At 40.4% G+C, this 22944-nt stretch carries 15 protein-coding genes and 1 pseudogene; all 16 read right to left on the reverse strand.

Annotated features, from left to right (window positions below; translation table 11 throughout):
- Window positions 1-452: 452 nt before the first annotated feature.
- Window positions 453-3812, reverse strand: a pseudogene (locus HMPREF0833_RS11140) (Rib/alpha-like domain-containing protein); the annotation flags it as partial.
- 137 nt (window positions 3813-3949) lie between these two features.
- Window positions 3950-5269 carry an accessory Sec-dependent serine-rich glycoprotein adhesin gene (locus tag HMPREF0833_RS11110; RefSeq protein WP_013904224.1) on the reverse strand — a complete coding sequence of 440 codons (1320 nt, stop codon included), beginning with the start codon at window positions 5267-5269 and terminating at the stop codon, window positions 3950-3952.
- Window positions 5270-5496: 227 nt separating this feature from the next.
- The gene (gene asp5 / locus HMPREF0833_RS06335) at window positions 5497-5721 is read right to left on the reverse strand and encodes an accessory Sec system protein Asp5 (protein ID WP_041818376.1); all 225 of its coding nucleotides are present in this window, start codon (window positions 5719-5721) and stop codon (window positions 5497-5499) included.
- Window positions 5722-5723: 2 nt separating this feature from the next.
- Window positions 5724-5903, reverse strand: a complete 180-nt coding sequence (asp4, locus tag HMPREF0833_RS06340) for an accessory Sec system protein Asp4 (RefSeq protein ID WP_013904226.1) — start codon at window positions 5901-5903, stop codon at window positions 5724-5726.
- Window positions 5904-5917: 14 nt separating this feature from the next.
- Complete coding sequence (secA2, locus tag HMPREF0833_RS06345; RefSeq protein ID WP_041818377.1) at window positions 5918-8293, reverse strand: accessory Sec system translocase SecA2; 2376 nt, start codon at window positions 8291-8293, stop codon at window positions 5918-5920.
- Complete coding sequence (gene asp3, locus HMPREF0833_RS06350) at window positions 8286-8732, reverse strand: accessory Sec system protein Asp3 (protein ID WP_013904228.1); 447 nt, start codon at window positions 8730-8732, stop codon at window positions 8286-8288. Before asp3 ends, secA2 begins: the two co-directional genes overlap by 8 nt.
- A 2-nt stretch (window positions 8733-8734) precedes the next feature.
- Complete coding sequence (gene asp2, locus HMPREF0833_RS06355; RefSeq protein WP_013904229.1) at window positions 8735-10264, reverse strand: accessory Sec system protein Asp2; 1530 nt, start codon at window positions 10262-10264, stop codon at window positions 8735-8737.
- Window position 10265: 1 nt separating this feature from the next.
- Window positions 10266-11822, reverse strand: coding sequence for an accessory Sec system protein Asp1 (asp1, locus tag HMPREF0833_RS06360; protein WP_013904230.1), 1557 nt, complete (start codon window positions 11820-11822; stop codon window positions 10266-10268).
- A 252-nt stretch (window positions 11823-12074) separates the two neighbouring features.
- Window positions 12075-13295, reverse strand: coding sequence for an accessory Sec system protein translocase subunit SecY2 (gene secY2, locus HMPREF0833_RS06365; RefSeq protein WP_080559862.1), 1221 nt, complete (start codon window positions 13293-13295; stop codon window positions 12075-12077).
- Window positions 13292-14536, reverse strand: a complete 1245-nt coding sequence (locus HMPREF0833_RS06370; protein ID WP_013904232.1) for a glycosyltransferase — start codon at window positions 14534-14536, stop codon at window positions 13292-13294. The genes secY2 and HMPREF0833_RS06370 overlap by 4 nt, the downstream gene beginning before the upstream one ends.
- Before the next feature lie 9 nt (window positions 14537-14545).
- The gene (locus HMPREF0833_RS06375; RefSeq protein ID WP_013904233.1) at window positions 14546-17005 is read right to left on the reverse strand and encodes an SP_1767 family glycosyltransferase; all 2460 of its coding nucleotides are present in this window, start codon (window positions 17003-17005) and stop codon (window positions 14546-14548) included.
- Window positions 16998-17882 (reverse strand): glycosyltransferase family 2 protein, encoded by an 885-nt coding sequence (locus tag HMPREF0833_RS06380; protein ID WP_041818505.1) that lies wholly within the window; start codon window positions 17880-17882, stop codon window positions 16998-17000. The genes HMPREF0833_RS06375 and HMPREF0833_RS06380 overlap by 8 nt, the downstream gene beginning before the upstream one ends.
- A 53-nt stretch (window positions 17883-17935) precedes the next feature.
- Window positions 17936-18946 carry a sugar transferase gene (locus tag HMPREF0833_RS06385; RefSeq protein ID WP_013904235.1) on the reverse strand — a complete coding sequence of 337 codons (1011 nt, stop codon included), beginning with the start codon at window positions 18944-18946 and terminating at the stop codon, window positions 17936-17938.
- Window positions 18943-20181, reverse strand: coding sequence for a glycosyltransferase family protein (locus tag HMPREF0833_RS06390; protein WP_013904236.1), 1239 nt, complete (start codon window positions 20179-20181; stop codon window positions 18943-18945). The genes HMPREF0833_RS06385 and HMPREF0833_RS06390 overlap by 4 nt, the downstream gene beginning before the upstream one ends.
- Before the next feature lie 13 nt (window positions 20182-20194).
- Window positions 20195-21664 carry a glycosyltransferase gene (locus tag HMPREF0833_RS06395; protein WP_013904237.1) on the reverse strand — a complete coding sequence of 490 codons (1470 nt, stop codon included), beginning with the start codon at window positions 21662-21664 and terminating at the stop codon, window positions 20195-20197.
- A gap of 58 nt (window positions 21665-21722) precedes the next feature.
- Window positions 21723-22931, reverse strand: coding sequence for a glycosyltransferase family 8 protein (locus HMPREF0833_RS06400; protein ID WP_013904238.1), 1209 nt, complete (start codon window positions 22929-22931; stop codon window positions 21723-21725).
- Window positions 22932-22944: the final 13 nt, after the last annotated feature.

Below are 22944 nucleotides of genomic sequence, written 5' to 3' on the forward strand. Positions count from 1 at the left end.
GCACTGGTTGAAGCACTTTGTGACGCTGACGTGCTTGCGGATTCACTTGCACTAGTTGAAGCACTTTGTGATGCTGAGGTGCTTGCTGACTCTGATGCACTAGTTGATGCACTTTGCGATGCTGAGGTACTTGCTGATTCAGACGCGCTGGTTGAAGCACTTTGCGATGCGGACGTACTTGCGGATTCACTTGCACTCGTTGAAGCACTTTGTGAAGCGGACGTTAATGCAGATTCTGAGGCGCTTGTGCTTGCTGACTCTGATGCCGACGTTGACGCTGATTCTGATTCTGATGCTGACGTTGAAGCTGACTCAGAACGATATTTCTTCTCTGAAACAGTTTCATCTTGACTATAGACTATCGGTGAATATGGCTGGCTACCCGATGCTACTTTAGCATTATCTTTATAGTAGACAGTTGCAATTCCATCCTCACTTACATCAATGCTAGAAATACGATTGCGACCGTTTGGAACAATCTTGTCGTGAGCTTTTTTAATCTCTTCGCGAACTTTTTCCTTATCAGTTTCTGTTAAGTGATTTTTATCCTTAACTTCTGTCACATCAATAACAGGCTTGTTAAACAAGTTTTGCAACTGATCTTGTTGAATTCGAATTTCTCCTACATCAACACTGTTTCCACTAGGATCTGTAGCAGTGAGCCATCGTCCCCAAGTGTTTCCTGATCTCCACGCAAGATCTTCATTAGTATTAACATTTATAGTAAAGGTAGTTTGGTCATCATTTGTTAAGGTACTGATTATGTTCGTGATAGGACCAGTTCCCCACTCAGGTCTATTTTCGAAGAAGTCTGTTAGGTCTTTTCTATTACCAGAGACCTTCAGTGTGACTAATTTACCACTATTATCTTTACCTGTATAAGTAATCTGGATATTATCCCCAGCATAGAACAGATATCGACCATTACTATCTTTCTTAGGTTCTTGACCATTTACTTTGACTGTGTAAGTGATTGTTGGTTTTACACGCTCTGGAGTGATTGTTCCTGAGGCGACTTCTGAGTTCAATCCATCAACTGTTGACTTAGCTGTCACATTACCTGTCGGAAGAAGACCATTATTACCATCATAAGCTTTCTTCAGATCTTGGGGATCAAAAGTGACGCTATTATCAGTAGCTTTTACATCTTTAGTAAAAGTATGTCCAGCTAATGTCAGGGTTACAGTTGATCCCGGTGTGACATTTGTTACCACAATCGAGCGATTTGGCAAGCCACCTGTCTCATTAGTTGAATCAATAGAAATCTCTGGAGTTTGCGGATTAACTGTGTAAGTGATTGGAACTCGTTGTTTGACACGTACTCCCGTACCATCTACAGGTAGTTCAACTTCCACATCTTTTGTAAATCGTCCCACTTGTGAAAGATCTGGAGCACCATCAGCCCATCTGAAGTTCGTCTTATTTACATTATAATCAGGCGCACCTGTCACTTTCGTAATAGAATCTTTTGGATTGGCAACTACTTGTTTATATGTATCATCATTTATTTGACCCTGAGTAAAGATGTAAGAACGATTAGTCTCAAACTTATAAACATTATGAATAACATCTACTGTCTTGCTGAGCAATTTCGAACTATCTGTCTCACCAAGACGACCTTTAGGATATGTAAAAGTTAATTTGAAGCGTTGTTGCCCAGCTTCTGTCGTAGTGATAGGAGCTTCTGACAAGCGAGCTCCATCTTCATTTGTCCATGTTTGTCGAGAACCACTTGGGAACCAAGCATCTCCCGACTTATACACATAGTCAAGCCAGTTTGAACCATTACCATTGTGAGGAGTTGTTCCTTGGATATCATTGATAGGATCTTTAGACGTGATTGTAGACATGGTACTGTATGTAACAGTAACATCATCTGTAGATCCATCTGCGTATGTGACTGTCGCTACAGCTGTTTTATTATCCCCAGAGTTAGTTGTGTCAATTGGTGTTTTCCAAGCAACAGTAGCACCTTGCGGTAATTGTTTCCCACCTTCAAGCTGAACAAAGTTAGCCGCATTTGACAAATCACTAGCTGTTTCGCCTACATATGTATAGACAGTTGGAGTCTTAGCCACAGCGTTATATTTATCCGTCTGATTTTTGATCACAAACTTGACATAACCATTGTCAGCAACACCATTCTTCGTATGAACACTATCTGTGACGCCACGATCATCCGTCGCTATCAAATAGCGTTCAAATGATTTGCCCGCCGGGATACTTTTATCAAGCGTGCCAGTAATGGTAATAGTTGCATTTGACTGGTTAGTTAAGCTAGTAATTGGATTTGAACGATTAATTCCAGTATATCCTGCATAGTTTGTACCATTAGCATTGTCAGCTGTACCTTGTGTTTCAAACTTCAAAGAGGAAATTTCCCCAGAATCATCTGTCGCACTAAAGGTTAGGTTAGTAGGCTCACCACGATAGATATCGATTTCTTTGACATCTGGTCTATCATATGGAATCACCAATTTTGGACGTTCATTAACTGTCACTGACTGTGGAATCGGAGTGCTACGAGTTTCATCTTTATAGACAATCGTTGCTGTACCATTTGCTTGAACTTCAATATCTTTGATACGGTGAGTTGTCTGATTATTCTTAGCATAGATGGCATTCTTAACAGCTGTTTTTTCAGTTTCTGTCAAGTTATTTTTATCTGCAACAGGTGTAAATTCAGGATTTGTCACTGAAAGACGGTCTTTAAGTTGTCCTTGAGTGATACGAACATTACCGGTACCAACAGTCCCGTTGACATTTCCTACTTGGTCTGTTGCGACAGCATTTCGTTGCCAAGTATTCCCTGACTTCCACTCCAGATCATCTTTCATATGAGCGTTGACTGTGATTGTAGCAGGATTTGCTGGTGTAGCTGTAATATCACCTGTCAAGAGTCCTACAGAACCTGTACCGTATTTAGGGTCTTCAAAGAAGTTATCTCTCAATCCTGGTTGGCTTCCATCTGCTTTAGGAACAATCTTGAACTCTTTTAACTTACCACTATTATCAGTTGCAGTAAACTTAATTGTGAAGTCATCACCAGCATAAACGATATGTTCATTTCCACGACTAGCGACTGGACTTGGAGTCGCTGGAATAGTCTGACCATCACGCGTCACTGTAACAGCGGGAACAGGCACTTCCGTTTCCGCTCTTACGCTGGCTTGGACGATGTCTACAGTGTTATCACGATAGGTAATGGTGATTTCACCAGTGTTAGACACTGTAATTTCTTTACCACCTTCAGAACCCTTCACGTAGTCAGCACTTGATAGGATCGTAGCATTTTGGTTCTTGAAGTTTGCTAGGATTTGAGCTTTCTCAGTCTCGCTTAAAGATGACGGGTTGTTAACTGTAACAGTGTCGCCACTAACAGGATTGTTACGCTCGTTGAAACCTTTGATGTTAAGCGTCAAGCGACCCAAAGTACTTTGTTGAGCAGTGTCAAACACTTTGAAGTCGAGATTGTAAACGCCTGGAGTCATTGGCTTCCATCCGTTATCACGGCCAATTGTCCCACCTACAACTGAAGTATGTTCTTTAGGATTCTGTCTATTAGAATAATAAGGTTTAAATCCTTGATTACCAATTGGGGTACGACTCATGGTCAAACCAGTGATGATAGTATTATTCGGATCAGCTAACATAGTTAGCACCCCTTTGTCATCTCTCATAACAAAAGGAATTCCGTTTGCTCCACCTAGAACCTCATCATTATATACTTCAACATAAGAAGGGGTGATCGAGATAGTAGGTGCTTTATCGGTTGCTCTTTGACCTGTACCAGTAGGAACCGAACCATTCATAACTTGGGTGTAATTGCCCGAAGTGGTAGAACCATCAAACGGTCTACTACTTGTAGCCACTTGGGCATTCAAAGTAGCTTCACTAGAATTATTATTTACAGTAGCATAGATCCAAATAGTCGCTTCAAGATTCCTATTCAAATCATGACGCTTATTGAAAATATATTCATTTCCTGAACCACCATTTTTTCCATAGGTTGGCCATTGAAAAGAACACGAGTGATGGTTGTATTTTTATCCACTTGAGCAATTAGACCCGCGTAATTAAGCGGACTCTGTGAATGCATATTAATACGCCAGCTTACCTCTCGACTCCCACTCACAAAGGTTCCTTGTTCGAGAGAAGCAGTTGTATGCTCATTTTGTGTAATAGGCGCAAATCCTCTAAGATTTTCTCCCTTTGGTATTATTTGTCCATTACGGCTATCACGTTTACCTGAGTTTGCACGTAAAACCGCATTAGCGATAGAGTTACGAGCCGAAGTAGCGGATTTGATCACTTGCCCTAGGTCAACATTTGGTTCCTTGAGCGCTGACTCAATCTCAGTAGTAGCAGTCTTAACTTTGAGAATAGCTGAATCTGTATCCGGTAAATCTACTGCCTTAGCAAGGTATTCGCCCATTTCGGCAGACAATTTTTCAAGTTTCTTGCGATCTTCTTCTATTTTCTTATATGTTACTTCAGATGTTGATGTTATCGCAATAGTTGCTGTAGCTGTAGAAGTAATATTCGTGGTTTGACTATTTAAATCTACCAAGCTAGAAACCATGTGAGAATCAATAACTTGAACTTCAGAATCTACTCTAGAATTTAATTTTTCACCAGAAACAACTTGAGAGTCAATAGGCTCTGATGACATAGAAAGTGATGAACTCATCGATTCTGAGGCACTGGTTGAAGCGCTTTGGGACGCTGAAGTGCTGGCTGATTCTGAAGCCGATGTCGATGCTGACTCTGATGCAGACGTGCTAGCTGATTCTGACGCACTCGTTGACACACTCAATGAATGAGACACAGAAGCTTCTACAGAGGCTGACTCTGAAACAGAGGCTGACGCTGCTTCTGTTTGTGATTGTGTTTGTAAAGGCTCTGTTGAGTGACCTAAAACAGCTGAATCCGATGCCGCCAAAACATCTGTCGCTGGACTTACCGCACGCTCAAGAGCAGATGCATCATTCGATTCATCTGCTTGTACACGATATGTCGTAGCTGCTCCAGTTAACAAGGCCCCCGTGGTTAACAGTCCCTTTAATAAGTGCTCTTTTACTGAAGAAGGTGCGTTTTCTTCGAGCTGTGTCACTCGGACGCTGGCCTTATCAACTCCTCCCTTGAGGACTCGGAACAGTCCAAAATAAGAAGTCGCTGCACGGAGCCAATGTTTTCCTGATTTTATTAATTTGAAACGTGTCACGCGATCTGTTTCGCGATATTCACCTTTGGTTCGTTTAAAATGCATACGTTCTTTTTCCTACCATATAGTATTTTTTTACAATACTTTTTATTATATCAAACCATCTCTGCTATGACTAGTATCTTGTTGAAATTTTTTCAACTATTTTAAATATCCAAGTTCTCCTTCTAGACGCTATCCCTATCCAAATAAATTACTGGTACTACACACTCATTTTTGTTCTAAAAAAGTGCATCTAAAATGATGCACTTGACTCAATCTTAACTTGACCACTAATTGTAAACGAAAATCATCAGGAAAAGAAGTAACACTAAAAGAGCTAAACTCGTCACCAAGGTCCCGATTTTTAGCAAAGGCTGGCTTGACCAGTAACTACCTTTTCCGATATTGCTCATAGCATCATTAGAAAAAATCTGTGTTTGCCGTGGCTGTAGTGTAATCAATACAATTAGTAGAACACTTAAAACAATCAATAGGATTAAACATAAAACTTCCATAATCACCTCAACAAACCAAGCAGGGTAAAGAGAAGACCGACGATAATCACCAAACCAAACAAAGTGGTGAAGATTTTATTAATCCTTTCGCCTGTTGTCGCTTTTTCTTTTTTGATTGGCTTTTGCTTTAATTTTTCCATGCGCCCTTCAACTTCTTCGTGAAATAGATCTTTCTTTGACATAGTTTCCTTTCTTTTTATGGGAAATGGGTCACAATCTCACCATTTGGTGAGACTAAGATTTGGCTTAGTAGCAGATTACGTACCATATCTTTTTTGATTTGTGATTTCATTGCCTCAAAACCAGCAAAGGCTTCTTGGTAATATTCAACGATAGGGTTTTTGCGGCTTGCTTGTTGCCCACCAATAGCCTGTTGCAACTGTTGCAAATAGTCTACCTGTTCAACCCAGTTATCATCAATTGCTTTTAACATCGCTAAACATTGGAAATAGCGAACAAGGTCAAAAGCTTCTAAGAGTTCTTTTTTTCGATTCAATTCTTCATACGCGAAATGATAGATCAAAGAAGCAACTGCTCTTTCATCTAGTAAATCAAGGTTTTCTGGTATTTGATCAATCTGAAAACTGATATTGTTGAGAATAAAGTGATACAAATCTTCCTTTTTTGTTAGGTTTCCCTCTTTTACGACATTTTCTATATAATCATGAAGGACAGCATCTATGGTATCATTCAAGTCTTGGTCTTGATAAATCAAGTGATCACGTTGTCCATAGATTAACTCCCGCTGGATATTCATACACTCAGCATATTCTAATGTCTGACGCCGTGAAAAACGGCTTGCACTATCACTTGCTCTTTGGGCTTTTTCAACCAACCTACGGTAACGACGCCCTGTTAGTTCCTGATAATGAACACGATCGTCCACATTGTAATCTTTGTAAAAATTATGTACCCACTCAGGCCCGAATTTTTTGATGACATCGTCTTCTAAGGACACAAAGAACTTCGATATTCCTGGATCTCCCTGACGTCCAGAACGACCGCGAATCTGTAAATCTATCCGTTGACTTTCCATTCTTTCTGTCCCAACGACCACAAGACCACCCAACTCTGCTACACCAGGACCCAATTTAATATCGGTCCCTCTTCCGGCCATAGAAGTCGCAACCGTAACAGCACCCATCTGACCTGACTCCGCAATCATCTCAGCTTCTCTGGCAACATTATTGGCATTTAAGAGGTTATGAGCGATTCCTTCTCTGAGGAGCAAATTCGAATAAAGTTCAGACATCTCAACAGATCCAACAAAAATGAGAAGAGGATTGCCAAGTGCATGGTAGGTCTTAATACACTCTAAAGAAGCATAAACTTTTTCTGGCAAGGTCACATAGAGATTATCTGGGTAATCTACCCTTTGTTTGGGACGATTGGTCGGAATCTGAATGACTTGCATTCCAAATGTATCTAGAAATTCTTTCTCAGCTGTCTTCCCGGTCCCAGTCATTCCTGAAATCTTCTTGAATTTTCGAAAGAGGCTCTGATAAGTAACGGAAGCCATCGCACGCGTCTCGGGAGAGAGTTTGACTAACTCTTTTGCCTCAATTGCTTGATGGAGCCCACCTTGTAATTTGGTCAACTCCATTAGGCGACCTGTTGCTCGATCAAGTAGGACAACCTCAGCTCCCATATCTCCTTGGCGAACGATGTAGTCTTTATCTCTTTTAAAAAGTTTATGGGCTCTCAATGCATAGATGAGATGTCGAGCAAATTCTCCATTATCTTTTGCATAAAGATTATCAATTCCCAGATAAGCTTCTGCTGAATGGGCTCCTTTTTCTGTCAGCCAAACCTCACCTTTTTCTTCTTTAAAAATGTAGTCTTCCCCTTCAACCATTGTGGTCATAAGGGTATTGATCATGCCATAATAATTTGATTGTACACGAGGAGATCCCGAAATGATTAATGGCGTTTGAGCACTATCTAATAAAACCGAGTCAACCTCGTCGATAATCGCGTAGTTAAATGGACGTAAAAATTTCCCTTCTTCATTCGATGCCAGATTATCGATTAAGTAATCAAATCCGAGACCGCTATTCGTCGTATAGATAATGTCAGACGCATAAATCGCACGTTTATCTGATGCTTCCAGATCTTCTCCATCTGGTGCAAATGGAACGCCGATAGATAAGCCTAGAAACTCATAGACCTGTCCCATCTCTTCCGCGTCACGTTTGGCTAGGTATTCATTGGTTGTGACAAGAATAGCCCCTTCACCCGTCAAAGCATTTAGATAAATAGGCATGGTAGCTGTCAACGTTTTTCCTTCTCCCGTACTCATCTCAGCGATATGGCCCTGGTGCATCACAATAGCTCCCATGACCTGTACATCGTAAGGAAACATCCCTAAAACACGCCGATCGGCTTCACGGACCACTGCATAAGCTTCTGGCAATAAATCATCTAGCGTTTCACCTTGTTCCAGACGCTTTTTAAAGGTAATCGTCTTATCCCTTAATTGTTGATCTGTTAATGGTTCGATCTGCTCAGCCCAACTATTGACTTGATGAAGTAATTCTTTGACAGATTTCATCGGTCTTAAACGTTTAAACATGTCCATCACCTACTTCTTCAATGTCCATCCCTTTAAAGTTCAACTCCAGCACGCCTGCACTCAACAAAGCAATACTATAATAATAGGCTTCCTTAGGGTAGACAAATGTCACCGAATGACTCTTTTCAATAATTTGTTTCACTTCCTTATCATAGCGATCCCAAAAACTTACTTTGAGATAAACCGAATCTTGCGGAACCGTCGTATAAAAAGCATCTAGTCGGTAGGTCTGACCCTTTTTCAATAAAGGCAAGACTGGCTGGGTCCGACTTCCTTGATAATTTTGTATGGCAGTCCAAGAATGTATCTCCGTTCCTGAAGCCACTAAAGGATTATAAAAACGAACCGAACCATCTTGAAATTGTTCAACTTGTGAACCATGCATATAGGTTCTCATATTCGCTCCCCATAAAATTTGAGGTGTTTTCATATATGTCATCTCTATCCTTTTCTTCCAAAATCATTTTCCAGTATCATTCGATAAAAATTGATAAACCAGGTTGTCGCAGTGGTCGAATCATCATTGTGTCGTCCTGTGGTTCCCTTGCTGAGGATTTTAGCACCTGAATAATAAAGTGCAGTGGTCAAATCGTCATAGGCAGTTGGATCCATATCTTCATCCTTCATATAAGAAAGGCCAAAGGTTGTATTGCTAAAATCTGCCTGCTTAAACTTGTCCCAAAAACGGTTATCCAGTTCCTGAACCTCAGCATTCTCTAAACCACCTGTCTGCATATGAAGGACATCAATTCCTGTTGGAAAGACTTCCGGCGCTAACAACCGTGCTCTATTTCCAATCGTTCCTATATTTGTAAGAGGCTTTGCAACAATAATGGCATGCGGCTCAAAATCAGCACCATAATACAAAGAAGGATAAGTCCCCATTGACATTCCAGAAAAAATCAGTTGGTCCTGATCAAATCCCAAATAATCTAAATAGTGCTGGATGGTATCTCGTACACCTTGCTCTAACTCATCACTCCCCATATAAAATGCCCCACCTAGTAATCGGGGATCTGAAAATAGAAGAAAGGGAGTCCCCATCGAACGCATCATCCAATACCCCTCAAAACCTTCTGCCGGGCGAAAACCTGCAAAATACACGGATAAGGGTGGCTTGAAATCTCCTGGATGAAAGAAGTAATTCAATTCTTGACGATGACGATCATGTAAGATGCCTCCTCCTAATAGGTACTTCCCAAATTGGAATCGTGTCCAACGTTGATGAAGATTCCCAACTATGAGACGCCCTTGCCCCTTGGCTTCAAGAGTTGCAGATATCATATAGGTCATCTCTTGGTCTAGGACAATCGCGCCTTCACGCATCTCTTCTTCACTGACAATGACCGTCTTTGCAATATCGGTAACAGCACCTTCTGGGATCACTCTTAAAACCAGCTGACACTGACAAGTCTCTTCTTTTTCAAACTCCAACCACAATTCGACAGGTCTATCTTTATCGACTCGTATATTATAAGACCAATTTAATAGGGGTTTAAAAGAAGAACCATAGTCTCCTTCAAGGCACATATTCTCATGACCATTATAGGTTACCTTCCCTTTAAATCGTGGTTGTACCTGAATTTGGAAAGGAAACAGTTTATCACCGTACTGGCCTGAAAATAGCGCCTTCGGTAAGATCCGAAGGAGTTCCTGAGGACGAGAGAAGTCAGCCGGTACTGCACACACCTCTTTTGTAAATTGTTTTACACGCGGATCGACAATTTTGATAGTTTCATCATAGAAAACAGTATAGGGGGCCAAATAATCACGTAAATCCGATAACAGCCACAAGGCGAGCGGATCATTTACTAAAACTGCATCAAAACTTTTTATTTTCCCCTGCTTCATTCGTGCCTTAATATCACTTGCTAGCCCGGCACGCAGGTAGATCCATGTTATATTTTGGGGAAGCTCTAACTGGTTCATCCAATTATCACGTCCAATTTGCAAAATAGTCACTTTAGACATTTTATTTCTCCTTCAAGTCATTTTCCCATTTTGCGACAAAGCGATCCCCTGTATTTTCTCTGATCTTATCAATTGCAGCAATTAAAGCTTGATTCCAATGTTTTAATTGACCTAGATAATAGTATGCGGCTTCCTCAAAGTCTGCTAATTGTTCTAAAATATAACCATTCTCTAAGTGACTAACATAATCAGAAGCTACAATATTTATCTGAGGGATCCCTGCGCTGATACCAGCAAGCTGGGTGTATCGATGAGGTTCAGGACTCAGATCGACAATCAGACGTGTGTACTCCAATTCCCTCATCAAAGTTGTTTCATCAAGAAGGTTTACAAAGTCAAAACGATACTCCATTTCTTGATTTTCTACTAACTTATTTTCAGCCCCTTGACTTTCTTTAATAGATACAAAATCATCTAGTCGAAAGGACCTTGAAATGAGGTCTTCTACTCCTTTTTTCAAACTTTCAAAGTCAGCATGCTGGGCATTGAAACAACCAAACAACACCTTCGTTCTAGGGTATTTAGCTACAAATGCCAATACTTGATAAATGGCATCCATATCCAACTGGTCTAAATCGATCTGATAAAAAATTTTTGATTCTTTTACACGTTGACTCATCCCTAGAGAAAGTCGCGTATCATAGGGCGCCATATGTCGAACTTTTGACGCCTGATCTGGGAAATATTCACAAACCTGATCCACAAACTTCTGATGATCACTAACCACTAATTGGGTTGCCTTTAAATAGGGTTCGTAATCTTCTATTGAATCTGATTGATTCCTCTCTTTAAACCAGGTTAAAACCTTTTTGCTCTCCTGAGGAAGATGCTCAAAAACATCTCGGTTCATCCTTCGTTCAGAAGCCACTACAAAACAATCCGAGCTTTGGGCCTGTTCTTCAAGATAGCGATCAAAGAACTCCCAAATAACCTCTTCCAAATTAAGATAGTAGTCTTTTTTAAAGCGATGCTTCATATCCGGATTGCAGACAATTCCACGTCCATCAAGAAAATGGCACAACTGCCATATCCCTTCTGAATTCATATAGGCACGATAACTTGCCTGCCCATCTTGAAATTGAAGAACACTGGAAACAAAGCCACGATCATCATAAATCACTTCTCTCAAGATTTGACCATTTCGAAAATAGCGGATCATGCTCAGATATCCTTCGGGTCCTAGTTCAATTTCGGCGTAACGTTGCCCCCTCTTCTCTACTACAATTGCAAAGGGGGTATAGATAAAATCACAATCATCTCCCCAGCTTAAATCCTTCACTTGAAGGCAACGCATGGGTTGATCGAGAATTCCTTGAATCGCATCAAAAACTGAGAAATAATTGGCTTCTAAAAGATCGTATCGATGCAAAAAATACCGTAAATGAGGTTGGTAGGTCAACAACAATAGGGTCGGATCCAGATCCTGTTCTTGAAAGATTCTCACTTGATGGAGTGTATCATCAAAATCAATTTTTTTTCTTCTATTGTACCATGGGGTCATATCTGGTTGCCAAAACTCAACCCCTTGCCCGTACCAAGCAGGAATAAAATAGTACATAGTGCTCCTTTTCAATGACTTTATTTTGATTAAAATTCACGCGCTTATCCCCACAACAAAGCGGGGGGATAGCATTAAAGATGCCTTTTCTATAGAAAACCAATCTTCCATAAGCAAAGACCAAAACTTTTTCTACTGGGCTACGAACATCGTAGTGATAGGTAGCCAGACAATTGATTCATCTAGCTGCCTATCACTCTCAAAACATTCTTGAGAGCGATCGTATTTGCACCAGCATTTCTCACTATCATTCTACTCAAACAATCCCTTGTAGGATTCATTTAGTGTCAAGGCTTTTACTTCTTCTCGAATATTATAAACCATCCCACTAAAAATCAGAAACATACCTGGGATCATACTTAATTGTAGATATTGTGGATCCATTAAAACGACCAACATGGGGCCTCCCGCCATCAAAACAGTATATACTGCTCCAATAACTGCAAATCTCATGACTAAACGATTCAGGAATCGACTAGTATCGGGACCAGGATAAATACCATAGATATATTCGCCGGACTTCCGCATCCGCTCTGAGATTTGTTCACCACTGACATTTACAAAGGCAAAAGCAATGGACAAAACAAACAGAATCAGTTGGTAGAGCACCAGCCAAAGAGGTTGCCCAATTGTGAGAGCCGATATCCATTTAGGAATCCAGTCAGCTTTAGGAAGTACCATCCGCAACAAGAGCAGCACATACTGAGGAATAGAAACCATTGAAATGGCATACATAAAAGGCATCCCACCTGCTGGTGTCAACATAATATCCAAATAAGAGTATTGTTTAAACCGATTATGAATATCAATTTTATTTACTGGAATCCGATAGCGCGCCTCCTGGAAAGTAACAGAAACGTAGAGAAAGATCACACCCATGACAACCAGTAAGAGAATAAAATCCAAGCCAACATGCAAGCGTTGGATACTCGTCACAATCTGTTGTGGAATATTCGCTACCATACTAGCCATCAAAATCACAATAGAACCGCCAATTCCCATGAAAGAATTCAGGTCTGACAGCCAAACCAGAAAGAAGGCCCCCGCTATTAAAAGCAACGTATTTGTGGCAATTGCTAGTCCCTTGGGGATGCCCGCCTCAATCGGTAAGTTGAGAGAAACAGCCAATGACTGGATCAAAGCAATCCCTAATGTCAAATACATTCGTCTCCGATCTTGAATTTCTATTGGTAATTTCCCTAAGTTTGACTTTTTCGAAAGTGTGAACATTTGCCAGAGAATCATGGCAGACATCCAGGGGGATAAGCCGACAGAGAAGACAGAAAGCGACTTTAGATTCCCTCCCATCATGGCACTTGTAAAAGTTAACGAGTAAGTGGCTCCACCTAAAAAGTTAGGATCATCTAGATTGACAAAAGGTAATAGCAATTGGCTTCCTAACATATATATAAAGAGGAAAAACAAGGTCCAAGAAATCCGTTTTAAAACAACGGTATGTCGAAATCTGCTCACAATAAGTCTGGCCCCTTTCTATTACTTCTACGCTCTTCAATATAATGACGTATAGCTGCCACCATTTCTTCTGGATGTTCATGAGAAAAAACAGCCTGATAAGTTTGTCCCTGTCCCTGGGTATTTTCAAATGCAAACATCGCGATTCCGGCCTGACCAACCAACTCATATATCAATGGAATTTTATCAAAATGATTGATATCTAAATAAAGATCTACCTGTGGTAACTGTTGCTCAATCAAAAGCGGATACGTATTCGGATAAAGACTCACATTCGGATATTGTGATAAACGTAATAACTCTACTGCCATATAAGTATAAGCAGCGATTTCAAAATGAACTTCCGGAAGGTGTTGGACCAAATATTCTATCTGTTCTAAGAGATAAGAATTCGTTAGTGTATAACAGGTTAGAAGGGGCTTGGAATTTTTTGGTCCCAACTCAAAGCCACGTTCTTTCCAATGACTCATCACCTCAGACCATTCCATTAGATGATACCGCCACCATTGGTCACGTAATCTCACTACTGAAAATTGGTTCCACGGTTTATCAGGAGAGATATAATGAAGAATCAAAGGAAGCGGGACCAAAGGGATTTCAAACACAAAACGATGACCAGCTTCCCCTGCTCCCGCATCAAAGCCAATTTGAAAATTGTAAATATCATCCAATTTTAAATAGCGATCTTCAAATACCATATTGAGAATCGACTGATCCCCTTCTCCCACATTTGCATGTTCGCGCTCTGTCGTTTCGACTAGAACCTGACGGATTTGCTGATCCTTCCAAAGACGGTTATTGATCAATAATACGCCCGCATTAAAACCGATTCCCGCATCAAAACAAGAACGAACGGCAGCAACATAATTCTCTCCCAACTCCTGATTGAAAAGAGAATCAAGATTCCCAGTCACAACAAGATCACTATCCAAATAAAGAACCTGATCCTCCTGAACAAAATCTGGAATAAAATACCGTGCAAAGGTCATATGGTTGATATGACCCAGTTTGTTCGTCCAATTCATCTGGAACTGTGGTCCAATCAACTTAATATCAAGAAGCTCTCCTCCAAGTCTCTCCACATGCTCTCTCGTGGCACGGAACCACTCAACTGGGATATCTTGATTGAAAAGGTATATTTTAAGCTGGCGATTGTGATAGCAAAGAGATTTTAAAGTGGTCTCTATCTGACGAATATAAGCATAATCTCCTGCCAATACTACTGCATTTTTATTATTCATGTATCTTTCTTATTCTATTGGCAAACGAGATAAGTCTGCCACGATTTGTTTGGTGTAGGTTTCATCCTCGATGAATTCAATATCTTGGTCAAAATTATATTCTGCCGTGTGTTTGTGTTTCAACTTGACTTTCGTCTGTGCTCCCATCTGCAGCCACTCGTATTCTGAATCAATATGCCCAATATCCAGTGCTTGGTAACCATCATTCGCCAAATGAGCAGCCAATACTTTTGCGGTTGGGCCTAACATAATCAGAATTAAGCGATCCTCCGCATATTGGCGAATCGTGGCCTCGATTGTGTCCACATCCTTATAAGCATTGTGTGAAGAACAAACAATTCGTAGGATGGAGTTTGCACGATCAAACAGATCATTACCCACCCCAGTACGAGAAGTTGCTCCTTCAACAATCAGAATATCCCGATTCTCCCACAGTTTTTTAAGTTTGTCAAACTGGGAGGCTGCTCGACTTTTATCTTTAAAGTCAATATAAGGGCGTGAAATAAAGGTAGATCCATAGCAAGGAGCTGGAGCAATTTCACGATAAAACTGATCATAATGATCCAAATGCTTTTTCCAAAAATCTTCTGCCCACCATGTAAATTGGAAGCGATCTTCGAAAGCATCTGGCAAACAGACTAAGAGTTTTTCTGAACTGTTCATTCCAACCAACTCACGTAGAGATCGTGCCAGTTCAGGATGATAATCTTGGTAGGCGATAGAATGGCCAGCTATTAGATTGATTTCACCATCTCCAAAACGAATGACAGATGAATGATTTTCCCTAATGAAGTCCAGACTCTCATCAATGGACTTAACCGTTGGTAGAGGGAGAATTTTAGGCAAGCTTCCTTCCTCATCCAACTGTTCAATCGCCGTGATCAGTTCCTGTAGTCGCTCACTTGAAAAAAGAAACTGCCCATGGTTCCCGTGTTGGGTTTTATAAAAACCAAAACTAGGAATCCCCACCAATTCTACCTGTGATAGAATCTCACCAGCTTCATCGCCATGATTAATATCCAAATAAAGATCCGCACTATGAATCAGCTGGTTCAACCGCTCCTGATTGATCGCAGGATACAAACTAACATTGGGATGTTGCTTTAATTCGACTAACTTAGGCCCCATAGCTGTCCAAGCACCGATATGAAACTGTACAAAAGGAAGAGCACAAACCAGTTCTTCGATTGACTCGAGATCTTGCGTTTGGGTCATGGTAAAGGAGTGCAATCGTGGAAGCTCGTGAACTTCTCCCCATTTCCCTGTCTTTATACGCTCTTTAATGAGTGAATGCATTTGTTCAATCGTGTTGACCTCTAACTGCGCTTGCTCACTATGTCTGGTTTCTGGGAAGGACAAGATCGGTTTCCCTATTTTCGCATAAGTCGCCAAGGTTGCTTGATCAGCAGTACCATAGTTAATATCTAAATAGGCAGCAGAACGATGGATAAGTTCTTCCAATACTGGAGGGACGACTTCTGGATACAATCTCACATTTTCATATTTTGCAAGACGCACCAATTTCTCTCCCATTTCCGTATAGGCTGCAATATGGAACAAGACCTTCGGATGTCCCTGAATCAATTCCTCAAGGTTTTTAAAGGTTTGAGAATTGGTCAAATTGAACAGATGGAGCTCATAATCTGGATCCATTTCTATCTGGAAGTCCCCCATATGGTGAGACAAGACCTGACTGTAATCCATATCATGAAAGGCCCACCATAATTGGCGGAAACGATTGGCACTTAGCGTCGTCCATGGTTTTCGGTGAGAGACAAAATGCACAATATAGGGATCTTCACTATCTATAAAGTGATTTGGCCAATGACTCATAAAAGCAGTCACGTCATGACCAACTTGGAGGTTCATCCTTTTATCCAAGGCCAACCATCTATCACGAAAGACCTTATTAAAGATTGTCTGATCCCCATTAAATTTAGGAATATTTCCTTCTAGAGCTTGCTGGAGTGAACCATTCGTCTCATTCACCAACTGCTCTGTCATATTTTCTCGTTTCCACAAACCATTGTCAATTAATAAGACACCCGCATTAAAGCTTTGGTTATCTGTGTCCATCACGGCTGCAATCGGGTAGTCCTTCATATCTATTTCAAAGATATCCTCTAAGTTCTTTAGAACCAGCAAATCCGCATCGAGATACAGCACCTTTTCCTCTGAGATATACTTGGAAATAAAATAGCGAGAATACGTATCCATACTAATATGTTCCTGAGTCCACCAGGTATCCTTCAGATCATCTGGATTCAATTTGACATCAATGAGGTCGCCCCCTAAGAGCTGAGCCATCTTCCGTGGTTTTCGAAACCAGTCTGGAAGGATATCTCGATTCAAAACATAAATTTTCACATCTTTATTGTGATAAAAGATGGATTTTATAGTCGTCGATAACTGAGCGGTATAGTTCTGATTTCCTGCTAGAACAATCGCTCGACTTTTTGTATCATGCATGAACACTCTTCTCCTTGATCCGTCTTTTTACCAGTACTTGCTGGTAAGCTTCCATGTCTCCATGTTTTAAGGTCTCTTCTTCATGAATGGCCAATCGCCACTTGTAAGCAGCAATTTCTGCATCTATTAAGCCCTTTGGAGCTCCGATCAATTGAAGAATCATCATGCGTTCTTCGATACTTTGTAACGGATAAACATCTGCAAGATTGACCGTTTTGGTCACACTTGTCTCACGTTTACGATGCAGATAGATGGCACGGTTCATATAGACAATTTTATCAGCTTGTAGATAGACCTTGTAGGTCGTATAATCATCCTCTACCGTTTTATCTGTTGGATAAACAATCTCTTTAAACAATTCCGCCTTATAAAGCTTTGCCCAAGGGACCGTGAAACATTGGCTCAGATTATACTGCCCATCATATTGATGTTGGAACCACTCAAAAGGAGAATAGATACGCTCGAAATAATCATTTCCCCCAACATGGATTAAAAAATTCCCCTCTTCTTCCATAAATTGAGTGAAATTTCCAATTGCAATATCTGCATCTGCTTTTTTCAGCAAATGATATAAACTCTCGATATGATCCAGTTCCAACCAATCATCATTATCCACAAAGAGAATGTAGTCTCCCGTCACCGCTTCTAAAGCACGATTCCGACTAGATCCAACTCCTCCATTAGGCTTATGATAGACCTTCACTCGAGGGTCCTGAGTCTTGTAGCGTTGGCAAATAGCGGCAGAACCATCCGTTGAACCATCGTTGACTAAGATAATTTCTAAATTTTGATAGGTCTGTTGGATGATACTATTTAAGCAATTTTCAAGATAGGCCTCTGAATTATATACAGGGACGATGACACTAATTTTTTCCATTTTTTCCATTTTCTTTTATATTTTAGCAGAGAGTGCGATGTGAAAGGTATTCATCACTTGCAGGCCAGACAAAAGATTGAATCAACTAACAACTTCTTAGTGATATAGCCCTCTTTAAGGAGGAAAGCAAAGCCTTGGGCCCTATTACTGATTTCTTGATACATTTTTGGATCCATATTTTGAACCAATTGATTGGCTTCTTCCAAACTGTTCACAGCAAATCCTAAGCCACGCTCTTCTATCAGGTGACTATTTGATAAGGTGTTGGGTACAATCACAGGAATTCCTGCTGCAAGATAGGTGCTAAGCTTATGTGAAATATTCATTTCGTAGTAGTCAACATTCTCCCCATCGTTGTACTGGGTATTCCAGACAAGACCAAATCCTCCTTTAGATAGTTCCATCAGGAGTTCTTCATTTCGCTTCCACCCTTCAATCACCAAATTGGCTTCTGGATTGCTCTTTGGCTCATTCGCAAAAACTCGCAAAGGAGTTTCATAAACCCAATTTTGCAACTCTGGAAAACGTGTCAAAGATCCTGCAAAGAAAATCTCTTTTTTAAATCCTGGTTGGTTCAAACTGAGGTTATGAGGATGATCCCAAAATTCTTGAATCAAGACTTTTTCCACCGTTAGCCCTTCTTTACGCAGACGATCTACCATCTGCTGTGATGGCGCGATGATAACATCTGCTTGGTTGAACATATCCATATAAACTGGCATGAGGTAGGCATTATCTCGGAACATCAGTGGAACAACATCATGGATGAACACCACTAATTTGACCCTCAGATCCTTCATCTTCGCTACAAATTCCGCATCAAATTCCCAACCATTCCAAGTTGGTGATTGAAAGATAACAATATCTCCAAATGAGATACTAGCCATGATCCCATCCAGACGCTTGCTTCGTTCCCCTGGACTATCTGTCGTGATATTATAAAAATAGATTCCGATTTCACGAAAACCCATTGAACGTGCAATTTCTGTCACAGCATTCTGAGCTAAGATAACAGTGCTATCGCCTGCCATACCATATAGATTTGTAATATGTACTTTCGTCATAGTTTCCCTTCTTTATTTTCTGTCATTTGAACTATCCTCTTTAACTCTTCTTTTGTTGCTAGCGTCGGATGCATCTTTTGCTTATCATAGGCTGATTGATATCTTTTAGGATCTTCCAGCTGAGATAGTTCATCGATCAAGTCTGTAACGGCATCTTTTTGAAACAAGTGATCTTTTGTATAAACATTTGGTCGGTGACAGGTTTCTTCAAAGGCATATAAGATCATTCCTTTTTCAAGAGCCATTCGATTTCCGTCTAAAATTTCATTTGCATAAGCGATATCTAGGTAGATACGGCATTGATCTAATAACCGCTCATAATTCTCACCTGAAATTCCTGGATAAAGGTGAACATTTGAGTAATCATTGAGACGCACTAATCGTCCCCCCATTTCTGTCAAGGCTGCAATATGAAACTGAAAATGAGGAAGAGCGTTCACAAGAACTTCAATTTGTTCGATCTCTTGAGTGTTTGTCAAAATGAGAACCTGTGGCTGAAATTCCCTCAAGTCTCCCAAATAAGTAGGGAATAATACTAGCGAATGAGGCGCCATAACAATGTTAGGCTCACGAACGAACACTTTTACACCCTTGTTCACCAGAAGAGCAAGTTCTGCTTCAGAAAGAGTTGACCGACCATAGAAGATAATCTGTTCCTTCTCAAGTTTGGGTAAGGCCTTCAACAATTCTGGATCAGACAAAAAGACTGTTTCAGCCTGCAAAAGGGCTTCTTGAAGAAGGACCTTTTTCGCTTCTTCTATAGAGGAAACCCCCTGTTCTAACCCATCGATCGCTTGATAGATCGCACGATCATGTTGATGAAATAGATAGAGTTTCCCCATTCTATCATTCGTATAAATAGAGAGATGGCGTTCATTTGCACTCCAAACTTCTTTCAGAAAGAGGCTACCAGATCGATCATAGTGGTCACTCGCAGAGCAATGACCATCTGGATCATACCAATCTACTTTTTTAACCCTTTGAGGGTGATCCTGAAAACAGTCTATCTTTCCCCTCTTCATTCCATCAGAAACAATATCCCCATTCGCACACACTTCCCAAAACGGGGGTAGCGGAAGGCTGGTCATATGCAGAGGTGAGTCCACTTTCTGATTGAAAAAAATAGAATCCAGAATATTTTCTAACTGTAGAGATTGGATCGATAGCCCAATTTGTTCTAAGTCCTTCCTCAATCTCTCGTCGTCTAAGGTCCATTCATTGACTAGATAATACATCGCTATTCTTCCCCTATTTCACCAAAAAATCTCTCCATTGTCCAATCATTTGATCTGTCATATAGTGTTTCGCCAATTCATAAGAACCTTCTCTTAGTCTATTCAATTGCTCGAAAGCCTTCTGCATCGCTCCATTCAAGTCAGCAACCACTTCTTCATGTGATCGATCTACAAACGGAACGATAAAACCATTTCGATCATTTTTTATAAAAGTGGGATTCCCATAAGGGACATCTGTCCCCACCATGACAAGACCAGATCCTATCGCCTCTAGCAAGGTTAAGCCAAACGTTTCCCACTCGGAAGTGGCCAAATAAAGTTCATACTCCTTAAAACGAGTTTGAAGATCTTGGTGCCCCTTGAGATGAATATAACTTTGAGCATTTAACTGCTTAATTTTTTCTTCTATTTCTTGCCAAAGCATACCTTGACCATAAATGTCCAATGTAACCTCTGGGATTTTTTCATGCAAGGCCACTACCGCATCGATCGCTAGGTCCAATCTCTTTCTCCGCTCAAACCGGGCCGCAATCATCAAGCTATAAGATTTGCGATTATCAGCATATTGCAAGCCTTCAAGCCCACCGACAGGCAAGACCGATACAGGCTTAACAGTCGACAGATCCCGTTCTAATTCTTCCTTTTGCGCTTCCGTAGATACAATGATATGGTCGAAATAGTTAGCATACTGAAAAAGAAGGAAATATTCGGAATTGATACGGTCACCCCAATGGTGTATCGAATGAAGGACACACGATAAGGTTGCTTCTCCCTTCATTTTTAAAAGAGTCTGTGTAAAGGGAAGACGCTCTAAACGATCCACAATGATATGGTCTTTTGCAGAGAACTGTAAGGTGCCGATCGCTTGGCTCAAAAGCTCCGACTCATTATAAAACCAATGATCCCCCTGCCGATAGACCGATTTCGTCAGATCACCTGGTGTCTTTTTCATTTCCTCTAAAGCTACGGAACCATCCAAATTATAAAAAAGGCGCTGAAAGACTCTTGCTTCTAAGCCCGCATCAGTGGGAACAGCTGTAAAATATTCTGTATAAAGCTTTACACTCCCGTAATGTTCCCTACGAAGAAGATGACCAGCTACATAATAATCGACATAATCAACATAATTTGACTTAAGAGTATTTCGATGAAAGACAAGTGAAATCCCATTCTCTTCCGGAAATATTAACTCTTGATCTCGTTCAATTGGAGTGGAATGAAGATTCAAACCTTGCTTCATTTTCTCCACACTCATTGTCAAGGTCATATCACGCTGATCTGTTAGTAACATATGTGCTAGAATGATTTCATCTTCCGCATATCCCAAAGATAAATAGTAATCCCATTTATATCTAGGAGGAACTTGTGTAAAGACAAAACGTGCTGGGCACCCCAGTTTCCTAAAGATTTGTCCACGGTAAGCCTGGGCAACATCAACACCGTTAGGCTCTAATTCCACCATCAGATTAAAAGTGTAAATCATTTCTCCTCCAAGCAAGTTCCAGTTGTACTCTGATAACGATCTTTCTCTCTCCACAAGCCTAATCAGCCAATGTGACCAGATAAGATTTAATTTCTTCCACCATCATTTCAGGGTTCTGAACCGGATAAACATGACTTGCACCAGACTGGTCCTTGCTGGTATTGTCAAAGGCGTAGATTGGTTTTCCAAGTTTATGAACTTCCTGTGTAATCGACATAATTTCATTAAAATGATTGATATCAAGATAAAAATCTATTTTTTCCAAAACGGTTTCAAAATTATATCGGTTAAAGCAAGGGTAGATTGTCACATTAAGATAGCGTTGAAGATCAACGACTTGCGATGCAAAAGTTGTATGGGCTAGAATATGGAAATGTACATTGGGCATGGCTTGAATCAGGTACTCCAAATGTTCCATTTCACACGCATTTGTGAAAATAGCCGTATTATAGGGTTCCTGTACAGTTAAAGCTCCTAAATCACGATTTGTGATTTCTGTGCGCAATAATACATCTGACCAATCTAGAGCATAATAGAACCACCAGCGATCACCTAAACGGTTATTGAACACCGCCTGCCAGGGCTTACCAGCCGTATAATGGATAATAGAAACCTTTTTATGCTGTTTTGATTTGATATACCATTCATCACTTTGAGGAGAAGAAGTAGCCACACTATCCATACCAACCATGAAATTATAGCTTATATCTAATTCTTTCCACTGGCCAATAAAATAACGATTTAGAAGACCTTGATCACCATATTCATCTTCATGGTATTGATCCGCCAATTCAAACAGTTGTGTGGAAATGTCATGTTCTCTCCAATACTTATTATTAATCAGCATGACTCCTGAATTAAAATTTGTCTGTTGTAAATCATCTCGAACAGCAGCTAAAGGACTATCACCGAGGTCTATCTCAAACAAATCCGTCAAGTCCCCATCTACAATAATATCTGAATCAAGGTATAAAACCTTTTCCTCCTCTACTACCTCAGGAATAAAAAAACGGAAATAGGCCGCATAAGATAAATGAGCCATTGGAAGATGATACTTTCGTAAGTGGTTATCTGAAATCTTCGCATTGACAATTTTTGAGTTGATTTTCTCCAAACGTTTGCTCATCACACGAAACCATTCCGAAGGAAGGTCATCATTAAAAACGTAGAATTTAATGCTATCATTATGCGCACAAACTGACTTGATTGTTGTTTCTACCTTGTCCATGTACCCATTGTCGGCGCCTAACGCTATAACTTTATTCATATAAACCTTTCTA

This window comes from Streptococcus parasanguinis ATCC 15912 (assembly GCF_000164675.2).
In the GTDB taxonomy this organism is placed as follows: Bacteria; Bacillota; Bacilli; order Lactobacillales; family Streptococcaceae; genus Streptococcus; species Streptococcus parasanguinis.